General features: G+C 61.6%; 16 protein-coding genes. 8 read left to right on the forward strand and 8 right to left on the reverse strand.

The features are described 5' to 3' along the window. The first annotated feature begins 282 nt into the window (after positions 1 to 282). The 3 genes from MUG95_RS14935 to MUG95_RS14945 all read left to right on the forward strand — a co-directional run bounded on the left by MUG95_RS14935 (position 283) and on the right by MUG95_RS14945 (position 2,854). The gene (locus MUG95_RS14935; RefSeq protein ID WP_247010585.1) at positions 283 to 1,164 is read left to right on the forward strand and encodes a ParA family protein; all 882 of its coding nucleotides are present in this window, start codon (positions 283 to 285) and stop codon (positions 1,162 to 1,164) included. Then, positions 1,161 to 1,544: a DUF7970 domain-containing protein gene (locus MUG95_RS14940; RefSeq protein WP_247010586.1), complete on the forward strand. Its 384-nt coding sequence runs from the start codon at positions 1,161 to 1,163 to the stop codon at positions 1,542 to 1,544. The genes MUG95_RS14935 and MUG95_RS14940 overlap by 4 nt, the downstream gene beginning before the upstream one ends. 107 nt (positions 1,545 to 1,651) lie before the next feature. Then, positions 1,652 to 2,854, forward strand: coding sequence for an inorganic phosphate transporter (locus MUG95_RS14945; protein ID WP_247010587.1), 1,203 nt, complete (start codon positions 1,652 to 1,654; stop codon positions 2,852 to 2,854). A 6-nt stretch (positions 2,855 to 2,860) separates the two neighbouring features. Here MUG95_RS14945 and MUG95_RS14950 read toward each other — a convergent pair whose 3' ends face one another. From MUG95_RS14950 to MUG95_RS14965, 4 genes are all read right to left on the reverse strand, one after another. Then, positions 2,861 to 3,292, reverse strand: a complete 432-nt coding sequence (locus MUG95_RS14950) for a universal stress protein (RefSeq protein WP_247010588.1) — start codon at positions 3,290 to 3,292, stop codon at positions 2,861 to 2,863. Positions 3,293 to 3,387: 95 nt separating this feature from the next. Next, on the reverse strand, positions 3,388 to 3,636 hold the full coding sequence (ddfA, locus tag MUG95_RS14955; protein ID WP_247010589.1) for a DdfA family disk-determining factor: 249 nt from the start codon (positions 3,634 to 3,636) through the stop codon (positions 3,388 to 3,390). Positions 3,637 to 3,756: 120 nt separating this feature from the next. After that, positions 3,757 to 4,956 (reverse strand): Cdc6/Cdc18 family protein, encoded by a 1,200-nt coding sequence (locus tag MUG95_RS14960; protein ID WP_247010590.1) that lies wholly within the window; start codon positions 4,954 to 4,956, stop codon positions 3,757 to 3,759. 446 nt (positions 4,957 to 5,402) lie between these two features. Next, a complete protein-coding gene (locus tag MUG95_RS14965) occupies positions 5,403 to 6,632 on the reverse strand; it encodes an RNA-guided endonuclease InsQ/TnpB family protein (RefSeq protein ID WP_247010591.1) in 1,230 nt (409 codons plus the stop codon). 601 nt (positions 6,633 to 7,233) lie between these two features. Here MUG95_RS14965 and MUG95_RS14970 point away from each other — a divergent pair. Continuing rightward, a complete protein-coding gene (locus MUG95_RS14970; protein ID WP_247010592.1) occupies positions 7,234 to 7,857 on the forward strand; it encodes an HTH domain-containing protein in 624 nt (207 codons plus the stop codon). Here the strand turns inward: MUG95_RS14970 and MUG95_RS14975 are convergent. Next, positions 7,810 to 8,388 (reverse strand): metal-dependent hydrolase, encoded by a 579-nt coding sequence (locus tag MUG95_RS14975; RefSeq protein WP_247010593.1) that lies wholly within the window; start codon positions 8,386 to 8,388, stop codon positions 7,810 to 7,812. The two genes, MUG95_RS14970 and MUG95_RS14975, sit on opposite strands and share 48 nt — an antisense overlap. A 535-nt stretch (positions 8,389 to 8,923) precedes the next feature. Between MUG95_RS14975 and MUG95_RS14980 the strand changes: the two genes are divergently transcribed. Beyond that, positions 8,924 to 9,142, forward strand: coding sequence for a hypothetical protein (locus tag MUG95_RS14980; RefSeq protein WP_247010594.1), 219 nt, complete (start codon positions 8,924 to 8,926; stop codon positions 9,140 to 9,142). Positions 9,143 to 9,359: 217 nt separating this feature from the next. Here MUG95_RS14980 and MUG95_RS14985 read toward each other — a convergent pair whose 3' ends face one another. Further along, the gene (locus tag MUG95_RS14985; RefSeq protein ID WP_247010595.1) at positions 9,360 to 10,298 is read right to left on the reverse strand and encodes a polysaccharide deacetylase family protein; all 939 of its coding nucleotides are present in this window, start codon (positions 10,296 to 10,298) and stop codon (positions 9,360 to 9,362) included. A gap of 248 nt (positions 10,299 to 10,546) precedes the next feature. Here MUG95_RS14985 and MUG95_RS14990 point away from each other — a divergent pair, with 248 nt between their 5' ends. Both MUG95_RS14990 and MUG95_RS14995 read left to right on the forward strand, forming a co-directional pair. After that, positions 10,547 to 11,128, forward strand: a complete 582-nt coding sequence (locus MUG95_RS14990) for an acyltransferase (protein WP_247010596.1) — start codon at positions 10,547 to 10,549, stop codon at positions 11,126 to 11,128. A 226-nt stretch (positions 11,129 to 11,354) separates the two neighbouring features. Next, positions 11,355 to 12,275, forward strand: coding sequence for an NAD-dependent epimerase/dehydratase family protein (locus MUG95_RS14995; RefSeq protein WP_247010597.1), 921 nt, complete (start codon positions 11,355 to 11,357; stop codon positions 12,273 to 12,275). A gap of 464 nt (positions 12,276 to 12,739) precedes the next feature. Here the strand turns inward: MUG95_RS14995 and MUG95_RS15000 are convergent, their stop codons facing one another. Continuing rightward, positions 12,740 to 13,015, reverse strand: coding sequence for a winged helix-turn-helix domain-containing protein (locus MUG95_RS15000; RefSeq protein ID WP_247010598.1), 276 nt, complete (start codon positions 13,013 to 13,015; stop codon positions 12,740 to 12,742). Positions 13,016 to 13,440: 425 nt separating this feature from the next. On the opposite strand from MUG95_RS15000, the gene MUG95_RS15005 reads away from it, so the two are divergent. Next, positions 13,441 to 13,632, forward strand: a complete 192-nt coding sequence (locus MUG95_RS15005) for a DUF7563 family protein (protein WP_247010599.1) — start codon at positions 13,441 to 13,443, stop codon at positions 13,630 to 13,632. 79 nt (positions 13,633 to 13,711) lie between these two features. On the opposite strand, the gene MUG95_RS15010 is transcribed toward MUG95_RS15005, so the two are convergent. Beyond that, positions 13,712 to 14,257, reverse strand: coding sequence for a DUF7344 domain-containing protein (locus tag MUG95_RS15010; RefSeq protein ID WP_247010600.1), 546 nt, complete (start codon positions 14,255 to 14,257; stop codon positions 13,712 to 13,714). Positions 14,258 to 14,539: the final 282 nt, after the last annotated feature.

Genomic DNA, 14,539 nt, shown 5'->3' on the forward strand with positions numbered 1-14,539 from the left:
AGAGGGCCAGGGGACCAGCGGGGGCAGTAGGCAGACTGACGAGGGCAGTCAAGCGATGGTCCGAAGTCGACGAACGCGTCCAACCATCCAGTCAGCAATACCGACCAGCGATACACACCAGTGTTACAGTACAGTAGTACCGTGCAGTAACATCTGCCAGTAATATCAAATGTTGCTACTGCCCAATAATACTGAACAGAAATACTGGGCAATATTATTAATAATACTGTTCAGAATGTCTGACGAGTATTTATGTGCAATAGGTGTGTTAGCTAGTACTGTATGATATCGTACGCGCTGTGGAGCGAGGCCGGTGGAGTCGGGAAGACGGCTCTGGCGGTCAATCTCGCAGCTGCACACCAGCGGCACGGCCAGCGGACGCTCCTCATCGACCTCGACCCGCAGAACGGCGGCGCGAGCCACCACCTCGGCGTCGACGACGACAGGGCGGACCCGGACGTCGACAACATCGTTCGGCACCTCATCGACCGGCCGAAGGGCGAGTTCGCCGACCTCGTTCGGACCACGACCCACGGGCTTGACGTGGTACCGAGTCACAACATGCTCGACAGTTTGGAGACGAACCTCCAACGAGCACAGGAGATGGAGCGCGATATGGGCGGCCGGTTCGTGAAAGAACTACAGCTTCGCCGCGTCCTCCGGGATGCCAACCTCTCGCAGACGTACGACGCCGTCGTCATCGACCCGCCCGCGACCGGCGGCCAACACGTCTACAACGCCGTCTCGGCCACGTCCAACGTCGTCATCCCGCTCGAACTGTCACCGAAGGGCGAGCAGTCGCTTCGCGGCTTGGAAGATACGGTGTCGAATCTGGAAGCGGAACTCGATTCCGAGGTCGGTGTCGTCGCCGTCGTTCCCAACAAGGTGCGCCGGACACGGATGCGCGACAAGTACGAGGAAGCACTCGAAGACGTCTCGTACCCGGTCGCGCCCGTCCAGATTCCCGTTCGGGAGGCGATGCTGAACGGCGCGTGGGACGAGCAAACGACTGCGTACGAGTACGTCGCCAATCACGGCCGACCACAGCGGGAACGGGAGACGCTCGAACTGTTCGACGAACTCGCGCGGTTCATCGCGGCGCAGTTCGACGTCGACCTGTCCGAAGCTGACATCGCAGAGGAGGAACGCGAGGTGGTCGCATGAAGTCCGGTGCTTCCGACCCCTTCGCGGACGACGAACAGTCAGAGGACACAGCGGACGAGTCGATGCCGGAGCGGCCGTCGGAAACGGTGGCCGAGGAGTCGGAACCACCGACAGGTGACTCGGAGAGTGCCGGTCTCTCCCGCGAGGAACTCCCGTTCGTCCTTCGTCGAGAGCGGGTCAAGGACGAACGGCCCGAGGTCCATCAGTTGTTCGTACAGGCAGACACCCACGAGCGGGCAGTCGACGCGGAACGAGAGTTAGAGTCCCGCCTCGACAGGGACCTCGCACGGACCGACGCCCGGGAAGCCATCTATCTCGCCGGGATGGCACACCTAGACGACGCCGAGGCGGTTCTGCGCGAGTGGGGGTACGACCTGTAGCACTCGACATCTTCGCGCGAAACCTTACATCCGGTTGGCGTACACGTCTTACGAGATGAGAGAATCCACGTCACGTCAGCGCGGTCACGAGGAGGGGGGATAAGCGAATGGTCGAAGTGGTGTTCTGGGGACTCGTCGGCCTCGCGACGGGGACAGGGTTACTGACTGCGTGGACACTCGGTGCCAACAGCAACTCGCCACCATTCGCACCCGCCATCGGCGCGAACGCCATCTCCACGATGCGGGCCGCCTTCCTCATCGGCATCCTCGCCGCACTCGGCGCGCTGACGCAGGGCGGGAGCATCTCGGAGACGGTCGGTGCCGGACTCATCGACGGAGTGGCGATTACCTCACTGGCGGCGACGGCAGGCCTCTTGACGGCGGCGGGGTTCATGGCGTTCGGCATCTACTCCGGGTACCCAGTCCCCGCCGCGTTCGCCACCACCGGCGCGATGATCGGTGTCGGCTTGTCGCTCGGCGGGTCCCCCACCTTCGAGACGTACCAGCGCATCCTCGTGTTCTGGGCACTCGTGCCTCCGGTGTCCGGTGGGTTAGCGTATTTCACGGCCACGATACTCCGGCGTGACGACATCCCCGAGACTGTCAGTGTGCCGCTTCTAGCCGCCGTCGTCGGGGCGATAGTGGCGAACGTCGAGTTGAGCATCATCCCGTCACCGCCCGGAGAGACACAGGCGTCGCTCGCCGGGTTCGGCGCGAGCGTCCTCAACCTGCCGACAGTGGCGGACATCGACCCGGTAACAGTAGCGGTCACGCTCGGGTTCGCACTGTTGAGTTTCAAGTTCATCAGGGGCCGGACACAAGTGTCCGCCGATAAGGGTATCCGGACGTTCCTCGTCCTGCTCGGGAGCGTCGTCGCCTTCTCCAGCGGTGGCAGTCAGGTTGGCCTCGCCACCGGGCCCCTCGAGAACCTCTACCGGGCGGAACTCGGTTTGCCGGGACTAGCCCTACTCGCCGTCGGTGCCGCCGGGATTCTCGGCGGCGCGTGGATGGGCGCGCCGCGACTGCTCCAAGCCACGTCCCGGGAGTACGCACAACTCGGCGTCAGGCGGTCCATCGCCGCCCTCGTCCCGGGGTTCGTCATCGCGCAGGTGGCCATCGCGCTCGGCATCCCCATCTCGTTCAACAACATCATCATCTCCGGCGTCATCGGCGGTGGCCTCGCTGGCGGGTCGGCGGGCGTCTCGCGTCGGAAAATCGGCGTCACCGTCACCTTCTGGGTCGTGACACTCGGGACGTCGGTCGTCATCGGGTTCGGCGTCTATCGCCTGTTCGCAGCCATCCTCGGCTGAATACCATCACCGGACGACGGTAACGGTGGCGGGGGCTTCCCCGACGACGGCCGTCGCGACGGTCCCGAGGAGGCGGCGCGCGAGTTCGTCCCGTGTCCCACCGTGGCCACCCATCACCACGTGGTCCACGTCGTGGTTTTCGACGTACTCGACGATGGTGTCTGCAGGGTCACCGGACTCCACCACCGTTTCGACACGCCGGCCGGCCGCCGTCGCGCGCTCGCGTGCTCGCTCGACCATCTGTTCGGCACGGTCCGCCGCACTCTCGTGCCGGTCGTCATCCGGTTCGAGGATGCCGCCCTCACTCATCGAGGTGTCGATGGGTGTGACGACGTTCAGCACCGTTACTCGACAGTCGAACGTCTCTAGTGCGTGTGTCAACGCGTCGTCAGCCAGTGGCGACCCGTCGAGGGGAACGAGAACGTGTGTCGGTGCCATACGGGAGTACGGAGTGGGAGGGATAAGTATGCTCGTGAGTGAGTACGAAAGACACGGTCAGGTCCCGTCTTCCGTCGCCGCACGTGGGCGCGGAGTCACGTCGTCCCGTCCTGTTGACTCGCTGTCACCGAGACTGAGCCGTTCTGGTCGATGGTGACGGAGAGTCCTTCGTAGGCAAAAGATACCCTCCCTTCGCGGTGGTCGGTACCGGGGGCAGAGGCAAAGAGCGCGTCCAACGCCTCCGGGTCCACCACGTCGCTAAGCGGGCGCAGTTCCTCGGGTGGCACGTCTTTCCGCTCGGCGACTTCTTGCACGACGCTATAGGTGACTGACGTGTCTCCCATACATGATGTCACAGGCGAATGTACTTATGACCTTGGGGCGCGTGGGAAGTCGTTACATCAACTGCCGAACAAGAAGGAGTCTCGACACCGGTGGGCATCCCCGACCGAGTGGGAGAAATCTCATTCGACGGTTTCGGCGAGAACCGTTTTGACCACGTCCGGGTCTTCGAGAAGTTGGTGTTCGGTGTAACTCCCCTCGGCACTCCCGCCGCTGTGACGCGACTGTTCGAGGATGTCGAGGAACGCGTGTTCTTTCAGTAGGTCACGAACCCGACGGAGCGAGAGCGAATCGGCACCCTCCTGTCGGCATATCTGCTGGTACACGTCGAACACGCGGGTGGTCCGAAACGCTTCTTCGTGCGGTTCGTCGAGCGACAGAACTGTCAGTGCCTGCAGGACGAACCGAGAGTGTGGTGTCGACCCCCGGATGAGTTCGCGGAACCGGTCCGTCTCCGCACGCTCGCGCGCTTGGATGACGAACTCCTCGCGGACCGTATCCATGTCGTTTGACTGTGCTATCTCCCCGGCGTAGCGCAGGATGTCGATTGCTTTTCGTGCGTCGCCGTGTTCCTTCGCGGCGAGTGCGGCCGCACGGGGGATGACCGATTCGGCCAGCACACTGTCACGGAACGCGTCGCTCCGTGCCTCCATGATGTCCCTGAGTTGGGTCGCGTCGTACGGTGGAAACACGAACTCGCGTTCACACAGGCTGGATTTGACGCGCTCGTCCATCCTGTCTTTGTACTTTATCTTGTTGCTGATGCCGATGACGCCGATTTTGCAGTCCTCTATCTTCCCCGCCTCGCCCGCACGGGACAGTTGCATGAGAATGTCGTCGCCGTCGAGTTTGTCGATTTCGTCCAGAATGACCAGCGTCACGTCGAGTTGGTCGTCGAGTATCGACCAGAGACGTTTGTAGTACGTCGCGGTACTGATGCCCCGGTCGGGTATCTTGACGCCGGTGGCCGCTCGGTCGTTCAGGGCACTGGCTATGGTCTGGACCGCTTGGGTCTCTGTCGAGTCTTGGGCACAGTCGACGTAGGCGAACGACGCGGTAACCCCCTCCTGGTCGGCGGTATTTATCAGTCTCCGGGAGACGTACTTCGCACACAGAGACTTACCCGTGCCCGTCTTCCCGTAGATGAGAATGTTACTAGGACTCTGGCCGAAAATCGCCGGGTTGACCGCGTTCGCGAGTTTGCGAATCTCCTCGTCACGCCCGACGATGCGGCCCTCATCCGGGAGGTGGTTTATCTCCAGCAGTTCCTTGTTGGCGAATATCGGGTCCTGCCGGATGAACAGGTCGTCGGATTCGGGCATCCTCTCACACCTCGTTTCCGGTGGAGTTGACTTTACTCTTTCCCCGGGTTACGGACACCGACCTTCCGGTGAAATCGCCGCCCACGTTTCCTCAGAGAGGTGTTTACAGCACACTCGTGTTCATCGGAAAGTGTGTAATATACTCGACTGTTTCGATGGTAAAACAGAGTAAGATTCCTTCGTGACGGCAGCCAGATAAAGAGTAGGAAGTGATTACTGCTACACGGAGCGGACCTGTCAGCTCGCCAGATGCGCATATACGTCCCGGTAGAAATACCTATATAATTTGAGAGAAACACCGTGTTTCCGGTGAAATTGTCGACTGGCGTGGGTGCTAGCCGCCTGTTCTGCCGTGGGATGTACCGTCATACTGGTTGCACTACGGTACCCTTTTCATACGGATTCACCGTGGCTTCCGTGTCCGCCCGATGTAAGTTAACCCACGGCTAAAGCCGTGGGCTTTCACCGTGGACTCCCGCTCTAACCGAATCCGGCACGGGTTTGACCCCGTTCGCGTTCAGCATCCCGGTGTTCAAGCGCACACCTACGGGTGCGCCTCCTTCACCCCCGGTTTGGTTGCGAAGGAGTGTGTAGCCGATGTTCTTCGCCGCGTTGTAGTCCGCGTGATTCTCGTACCCACAGGATTGACAGCAAAAGGTATCCTGTGCCGGGCGGTTGTCCTCGTGGGTGAACCCACACGACGAACACCGCTGCGACGTGTTCTTCGGATTCACCTTCTCAACGTGGATGCCGCATATCTCGGCTTTGTACGAGACGTACTCGTACAGCCGGCGGAACGCCCACTCGTGGAACTTGCGGGCGTTGGGCATCCGGTCACGGATGTTCGTCAAGTTTTCGAAGGCGATTACCGTACAGCCGTTGTCGATGGCTTCCGCGACGAGTTCGTTCGCCACGCGGTGAAGGTACTGCTGGAAGTGGCCCGTCTCCTTGCGCCCGACCGCTTGGACGTTCTCGTGGGCATACCGCGACCCGCACTCTTGCAGGGATTTGCGGCGCTTGACATACTCCTGTCGCCAGTGGTTGAGTTCGTCGGCAGACCAGAACACGCCGGTCGAGGTGACGGCGATGTTCTCAATCCCGAGGTCCACGCCGAGAACCGTTCCGTTCTCGACTGGTTCGGGGCTGTCCACGTCCGCCTTTGTTCGGATGTGGAGGTAGAAGTCGCCACGGCGGTAGTGGAGTGTCGCGCCGGTCGTTTCCCACTCGTCGGATGCGAGATATTGCGAGTGGGGTGTGTCACGGTTCTCGCCGGGCAAGACGTACTCGGCGGTAACGCGCCCATCGACGGTGGACAGCGAAGCGTGGTCGTCGTGGAACGTGGCGTTGCGCTGGTTGTATTCGCAAAACGGCGTCGTGAACGTCGGCAACGATGCGTATTCGCCCTTCGACCACTTGGCGACCACACTATCAAGTGCATCGACAGCGCGGTTACGAGCCGATTGGACGTGGTTGCTGTGGAGGGGCGTCTGTTCGCGCACCTTGTCGTAGGTCATGTCGTGGAGGACCGACGAGCGCGTTTCGGCCCACTCGCCGTCCCACGCGGCGTCTACGACGTAGTTGGCGGCCCACAGGAACTCGTCAATCGTCTCGTGGAGCAGGTCCGCCTGTTCGTCGGTCACGTCGAGTTTGACCGGGACGGTGCGGCGGACCTCCATACTAATCACAACACAACGCATGCTTAAAAGCATTAATATAGTCTAGTGGGGGAGTCAGCCACCGGCAACGGCGGTAGTGTAGCTAAGCGAACGCGCTTCCTCCCACCCCTGAAGGGTTGGGTTTCCGCGCTGTGGTATCTATGAGTCCCGGGCACGCACGGTTCGTTCATCGGGCTGATTTAACCAACGCTTCGAGCTTATCCGGCGGTTGTTGGTTACCGCTTGGTAGAACGCGACCGTCCGGGGTAGACAGGGTTCAGCCACTGGCGCACGCTCTTTTGGCCGAGTATCGGCACACCGGCGAGGCATCTCGTTCTCAGTCGACTGAATCGTTCGGTGTCGTTCTCTCCTGTCGATAAGACAGAACTATCCTAAACATACTGGAAAAGGAGACGAAAGGACACTGCACGGGCGTCGGCTGTCGGATAGTTGGTACTGCGTAAGAACGAATTATGTACTGACCCAAGATATAGTGTGTCGGGCAGACGTTCTGTGGGTAGGCTTACTCTCAGCCGGGACGCGCAAACAGTCTGTGGTACTTATGTCGCGATAGAAGGGCGTATCTGCTAGTCCCCGATGCAGCAATCGGGGGGAACAAACAATGAACGGCAGTTCAGTTGACCCAGATGAGTGGTTGGAACAGAAAGCACGAACGTTAGGGAGTGACCGCCCGGTGTCCGTCGAGGTGTATCTCAGGTCGTTCGCTCCACCTATCGGTGCCAGAGAGCGTCAAGAGGAAGTCATCGGCAAACTACGCGAACTCGCAGAGCGCGGCCGTCTGGAGACGGTCGAGGTCACGGTTTGGGGGGACGCCGTGTGCCCGGACGGGTGCTGCGCCGAAACCCACACCGGACGTGAGATACTGGAGCGAATGATGGAACTACAGCAGTGGGGGGAGGACGAGCCGTGTTCGGTCGAGCGGACGTTCGAGGAGAAGCACGTCACCTCGGCAGTGACGGACGAGGCGTTCAAGAAGATAATTCCCCCCCGAATTACTCTCGGCGTCTACAGCAGGGGCGACATCCTACTCGTCTTCCCCTGTCGTCTCGGCGGCGAGGCAATCTGTGTGAACGACTTTCTCCAAGCACTCGAACGGACCGAGCCGATGCAACAGAGCTCAGCGTCCTCGTCTCAGGCGGACACGCCACTCTCGAATCGAAGCGACATCGGTTCGAGTTCATCGACCGAGAACGCCGCGGAGTCGCCTCCCGAGCGCGTCGAGTAGCGGCGTTCCGTCGGCTGTCCAAAGAGCGAGTGCCACTCCGACCAACCCGAGTTCGGCGACGAGGTACGCCGTCCCCGTCGGTGTCCCGAGAAACGACACGAACTCCGTGAACAGGTCGGCAACCCGACCGAAGAACGCACCGCTGGGATACGGGGCAGGTTCGGTGAGCGGATAAAACACGAACCCCAGTGCGAGCGGGTCGCCCGTGGCGACGGGATAGAGGATATCACCGGCAACGTGTGTGAGATAGCCAACAGCGAAAGAAACCGGGAGGTTCCGCCGTCCACTGGCGACGCCGACGACACCTGCCACGAGTACGGTAGGCAGTGCGAACAGGAGCGAGTGGGCCAGCGACTGTCCCGAGGGGAGGATGGCAACCCCCCACGCGAGAGGCTTGTCGACGATATCCGGGAACTGCGTGCCGAAGAGCAGAACCAGTACCGGCGCGTCGCCAGGTGGACGGCGTGCAATCCATCGCCACGCGAGTGAGGCGCAGATGTACCCGACTGCAGCGTGTTCCCACGGCCACATCGTCACTCCGAGAACGTGACGGCAGTCCGTTCGAGACACCTGCCCTCGCTCCCGTGCCACAGTGCTGCCGAGCCAATCGAATAGACAGCCCGTGGTTCTCGACCGTGGGTGTGTTCACGCATAGACGGAACCGAGAGATCCGAGCGCATAGTTACACAGGCATTACTGAGCCGAGTTGCCGAACACAGGAGGAGAACCGTCGGCGTGGTGGTATGCGTGTTGAACCCACACATTCGCGCGCCGGCTCCGAGTAGTATAATCCTACGGTCGCGGACGCTGGCTTGGCACAAAGTCTGCATACAGATGGCAACTAACAGAAGCCAAGCAATGTCCAAGCATAGGGTTTTGGCGGTGTTACGGGCGATACCATTATCTGGGTAGGTTGATGCTACCGGAGCATGGCACGTCGTCGGAACGCTGATTCGAGTTGGAAATTGCTACTTACCGAGGGACGGAGAACAGCACCGAGCGAAGCAGGAACTGCAAGCGAACCACAGACGGGACCGGCAGCCTGTGGCTCCGGGGGCGAGAAGCGATGACAGCCAGCGAGTCGGACGGGAAAGACTGGGACAACCTCCCGGCCGACCCCGAGCCCGAGGACCTCGGATACGACCCGATGGAACTCGACATCACCGAATCCTCCGCCGATGGTGGGCACTACGTCATCCTCCCACACGACGAGGGTTTCCTCCGACAGGAGGCGTTCATCGTCGCCGACAGCGAGTCCGTCTCCGACCTCGACGAAATGCTCTGACGGCAGACACGCTATCCCGAGAGTCGTCCCGTCGCCCGGTGGCTCGGTTCCCATCGGCTGGTCGGGAGTCGGACGTTCTCTGAGCGTGCCGTCTTGGCGTCGTCGCCCTGCGAGAACGGGTCACCACGACTACAACTCAGGGGTGTGGCAGATGCTCGTGGGGTTTAGGACGTGCTTAATCGCAGGACATGGAGCCCGAGAGTCACCGGGACGGTCATCAGTCCGGTGAGATTCCAGTCGCCTTGTGTTCGGCACGAGTTTCGGCGGCCACCTCGTCCATCGTGCGAACACGGACCGCGGACTCGTTCCGGCGTCGGTCGAGGTACTCGAAGACGCACTCTATGCGGCGGGCGTCGCGGTCGGTGACGATGTTGTTCGGATGGAGCCACATGTGGAAGACACCGTCGGCGGCGGCCGCCGCGTCGATGCCACGTTTCGCGTGCCTGAGAACAGGGTCACCGAAAACGGGTGCGACCGTGGCTCGTGCGGCCCCTTCGAAACTGAAGAGAAACAGCGACGCGGGCACGTTCACGAGGCCAGCGTCGTCCACATATGGCGTCACGATGCGAGGGTCCGACCGTGCGACAGTCGCCACCGCGAGTTTCCGAAGCGTCCGCCCCGGGCCACGGATACCGGGGCCAGTCCCACGGTACGATTCGATACCGTACGACGCGAGGACCTCCCGATGGTCGATTCTGTTCCGCGGGAAGACGAACGACGTCGGGTCGAGGCCGCGTGCTCGGGCCGCATCGAGTGCGCGACCCACTTCTGCACGGGCCACCTCGCGGGTCGTCGTCGGGTCGTCGAAGAGAACGTGCGAGAACGTGTGGAGGCCGATATCGTGGTCGACGGTGGATTCGACGATGTCGTCGACGAGGCCGTCGGCGAACCGGAGCGACCGCGGCATCGCGTCAGGGCCACGCTCGTGGTCGAACCATCCGTCCGGTGTCGGGTGGTCGGTGTGGCGGCCGTCGCAATCGTCGCACAACAGGTGGCCGACGACGGCCCACGTGGTCGGTATCTGGTACTGCTCACAGAGTTCTGCGAACCACCGCCACCCGTCCCGGGCGTTGGCGAGGCGTTCCTCGGGCCGGTCCCGCAGGTCGTGGAATCCCCACCCGAGTTCGGCGTCAGCGGAGATGACGACAGTTCCCACAGTGAAGCCTCCGGTACCCGAACACTTTGTTACTCGGCGTACAGAAACAAAGTAACGGGCTACCGAACCAACGGGCAGGCACCTATAGCCATCCCGAGACAGTGCCGTCCAGCGACGAGAACTCACACGACCCGGTAGGATATCCATAACAATGCCTCGCGGCTGCTTGTCACCGACAGACGGGACTGGGGGCGGCGGGCAGGTGCGGTCGTCGCACACCGCAGTTCCACGAGCTTGTGAGATGTGCTATGAGTACGAACGTACAACTCGGCGAGAACTGTGATATCGACGCCTCGGTACGGTTCGAATCGGCGGGCCCGGGAACACGGCCAGTACGGCTTGGCGACGGTGCGACGGTCAGGTCCGGTACCATCATCTACCCGGACGTCACCGCTGGACCGAACCTGACGACGGGCCACAACGCGGTCATCAGGGAGGGGACGACGTTGGGTGCCGATGTCGTCGTCGGTACTGACGTCGTCGTCGACGGCCGGGCGTCCATCGGGTCACGAGTGAGTATGCAAACGGGCGCGTACGTCCCGCCGGAGACGACGATAGCCGACGACGTGTTCCTCGGCCCGCATGCCGTGCTGACGAACGACCCGTACCCACTCAGAGAGGATGTCCCGTTGACGGGACCGGCCATCCAATCGGACGCTTCCGTCGGTGCCAACGCGACAGTCCTCCCGGGCGTGACCGTCGGGGAGCGTGCGTTCGTGGCTGCGGGGGCTGTCGTAACCGAAGACGTGCCACCCGACACGCTCGCCAAGGGTGTGCCCGCGACCCACCACGAGCTCCCCGAGCCGCTCGACGGGCCGAACGTCTACTGACGAAGGCGGTTCGGGACGGTTCTGTCCGGCCGCGTTTCGATAATACTGTCCAGTAAGGTTTGCCAGTAATACGGGTTCGTAGTACCGTAGATACCGGTTACTCCACGGCTGGGTCCGACAGCGGACGGCACTCGACGTATAACTTTTAGCGTCACCCGGGTAGCCACTGGCGCGCCCCGGAAACTGCGTCGCCTCGTCTGTCGGCCGGTCCGGGGCGTCGTCCACCATGGAAGACGCGATATCTGACCGACGCGTACTCGTCACTGGCGGTGCCGGATTCATCGGACGGCACCTCGTCGAGTCGTTGCTCCCGGACAACGAGGTCACGGTTCTGGACCACCTCTCGACGAGTTCACCACAGGACGTGCCCGCCGGTGCGAGCGTCGTCGGAGCGGACGTCCGCAATCGGGACGTGCTGGAACGGGCAATGGACGGCGTGGACACCGTGTTCCACCTCGCCGCGATGGTCGACGTGGGGGCGTCGGTCGATAGCCCGTTCGTCTGTCACGAGACGAACGCCAGTGCGACGGTGGCACTCCTCGAACTCGCGCGCGCTGAGAATGCGCGAGTCGTGTTCGCCTCAAGTGCCGCCATCTACGGGCACCCGACGGCACTCCCGATTCCGGAAGACGAGCCGAAGTGTCCGGCCTCACCCTACGGCATCGCGAAACTGACCGCCGACCTCCAAGTACGACGGTTTCAGTCGCTGTACGACCTGCCGACCGTCGCCCTGCGGTTTTTCAACGTGTACGGACCGCCACGCGGGGGTGGTGTGGCGAACGGTGTAGTGGGTGCCTTCCTTGAACGCGCGCGTGACGGCGACCCGATGCTGGTCCACGGTGACGGCCAACAAACGCGTGATTTCGTCCACGTCTCCGACGTCGTCCGTGCCCTCCACCTCGCGGCGACCACTGAACACACCGGTGAGGCGTTCAACGTCGGCACGGGCCAGGGAACCAGCGTGCTGACGCTCGCCGAGACAGTCCGAGACCTCGTCGACCGCGACGTACCCATCGAGCACGTGAGCGAGCGGGCGGGCGATGTGGCTCACAGCCGGGCAGATATCACGAAAGCACGGTCAGTGCTCGGCTTCGAGCCGTCCGTTCCCCTGGATAGCGGTCTCCGGTCGACGGGCTTCAATTCGTGAAACCAGTTAGACTACAGCGGTAAGAGGGGGCCACAGCTTTAGCTGTGTGAGGGTCGACAGTCACGTAGCGTTCTGTCCCGTCTCCGGTAGCGGCAGTGTCGTGCCGGTACTGTCGGTAAGTGTGTCCTCCCGTGAGTGGTCTGGAAGCGTGGTACCACTACTGAGGCAGGGTGGCAATCCGTGCTCTCGCCCAACATCACAGCCCGCACACACCGTTCGAAGTGGAGTATGAGAAGGTTTCCCGCAAACTAAGCTCAGTATTACTAAACAGAAATCCCTCTTACATGTATCTCGTATGTCGTCACGGCTGACAGACACGGAACGCGAGCGGATGACCGAATTCGCACAGACACCCATGCACGAGCGCTCTCCCGAGCAGTTGCTCCCGGAGAACGGCGAGAGCGAGGACTGAATCGGCGAGCATCGGCAGGAAGTGGGCCGACTGGAGGGGCACGGAGAGGCAGTCAGACCATGTTTTCAGCCTCGATTTTCTCCCATACCTGACTTCCACGCTCGGTGACACCGTAGACTCGTCCTTTGCGGCGGTCTTCGGAGACGAGAAGCTCGACCAAGTCTCTGTCACGCAGGCCCTGCAGGGCCCGCGAGATGTGAGCGATACCGAGGTCGGCGTCGTCGGCGATTCTGGACGGCGTCGCTGGGCCGTCAGAGAGCCGTTGTAAGACGGCGATACGGTACTGCGAGCTGATGACGAAGCTGACGTCGTCCCAGTCTGAGTTCATTTGTGGCAGGCCTCCCCCAGCCGTGGGGTTCCGCGTGTCGTTTTCGTTGGTCCGCACCGTCGAGCAGTGTCGTCCACAGACGCGACGCGTCACCACACCGTGTCGCTCACGATATCGTCGTCTCGTGTACGCACCTCACTGAACGGGTGGCCATCTGTTCGTCGTCACCCTGTATAATTTTACACCCCTTATCCAACTGTTGTACATAGTTTCTCATGCAGAACGAATATAGTCCGACCTTGTTGTTCAGTAACCGCGTTCACCCGTGTGAGAGGTGAGAACGTTTGGTAGGACCGAAACCGCAGGACAGTGCTGCCCCTATTGGATGATAGCGAACAGGGGTGCGACGACATCCGCCACGACGGCCAACGGAGGAAGTAGCCCGAGTATAACAAAGCACCCCCCGGACCACCGCCGAATCGGATATGACCGCGGAACTAGGTGCAGTCATCGACGAGCGCCAAGGAAGTACAAACACGACGTGCCGCAACTGCGGCAGTTACGTCACGGAGTCGTTCACACGCGTCTTCGGGGACAACGACGACAACGTGTACGCCTGCTTAGAGTGCTCGACGATGCGCGCGCTCCGTACCGGAAGCGGCGTCCTCCACGACTGAACGACCGATACCACTCAGGGGTGGGTCGGCCATCATTTCGATTCGGCGAACCGTGACACCGTTTAACTGCGCGGATGTATCACCGGTTCCGTTCCAGTTCTCTCGGGATTCGTTGCCGTTCCTGTCGTCGGTAGAGATAGTGACCGATGGCTGAAACGGCGAAGGCCACGGTGATGCCGACACCGACGGCAACTTCTGGAATGGCGGCGAACGGCCCGACACTCAGCCAAACGAGCGTGAGCATCGCGGCACTGACGAGGGCGAGTCCGAGGTAAAATTGCTGCCACGGAACGTCACTGGTCGACACCGTGAGATACGAGTCGATTTCGTGGGCACGGTCCGTCAACTCGACGAGGCCGCTCTGTTGGTCGTGGTCGACCAGCCCAATGGAATCGAGTTTTGGGACGTGTGTCTGGTACAAAGAGACGTACACGCGCTTTCGTTGCTGGTCGGACAGCTCCTCGACCGGTAGTTCGTTCTCCCACGCTGCCACGTGCTCGGCGAGGTCGTTGAGTTCGACCGGTTCGTCAGCCTGCCGGAGGTAGAACAGTACGTACCGCCGGCGCGAGCTACTAAGAATGTCGAAAACAACGTCTTGTGTCAGTTCTTCCTGTTCGGATGCCATCAGGACCCCAGTACGTCGGGTTCACTCACTCGCCGATACGGCGGACCGCCACCTTCGTTCTGACTGGTGTAGGCTGGAAACTCTCAGCCCGTCCCTTTGTTACACCCCTCTTACGAGCGGTAGTTCTGTGATACCCGTCGCCCGCGCCGGTCTCGACCCGCACAGCCCCGGAATACGGACTGCAGCACCAGGACTAGTGCGACTCGGGGACTGAATCGGTCCGGGTAGGTTCGGGTAACGGAGCGATTATACCATGGCTGTGGGGCCGATAAAGGGGCTCCA

The organism is Halorientalis litorea, assembly GCF_023028225.1.
In the GTDB taxonomy this organism is placed as follows: Archaea; Halobacteriota; Halobacteria; order Halobacteriales; family Haloarculaceae; genus Halorientalis; species Halorientalis litorea.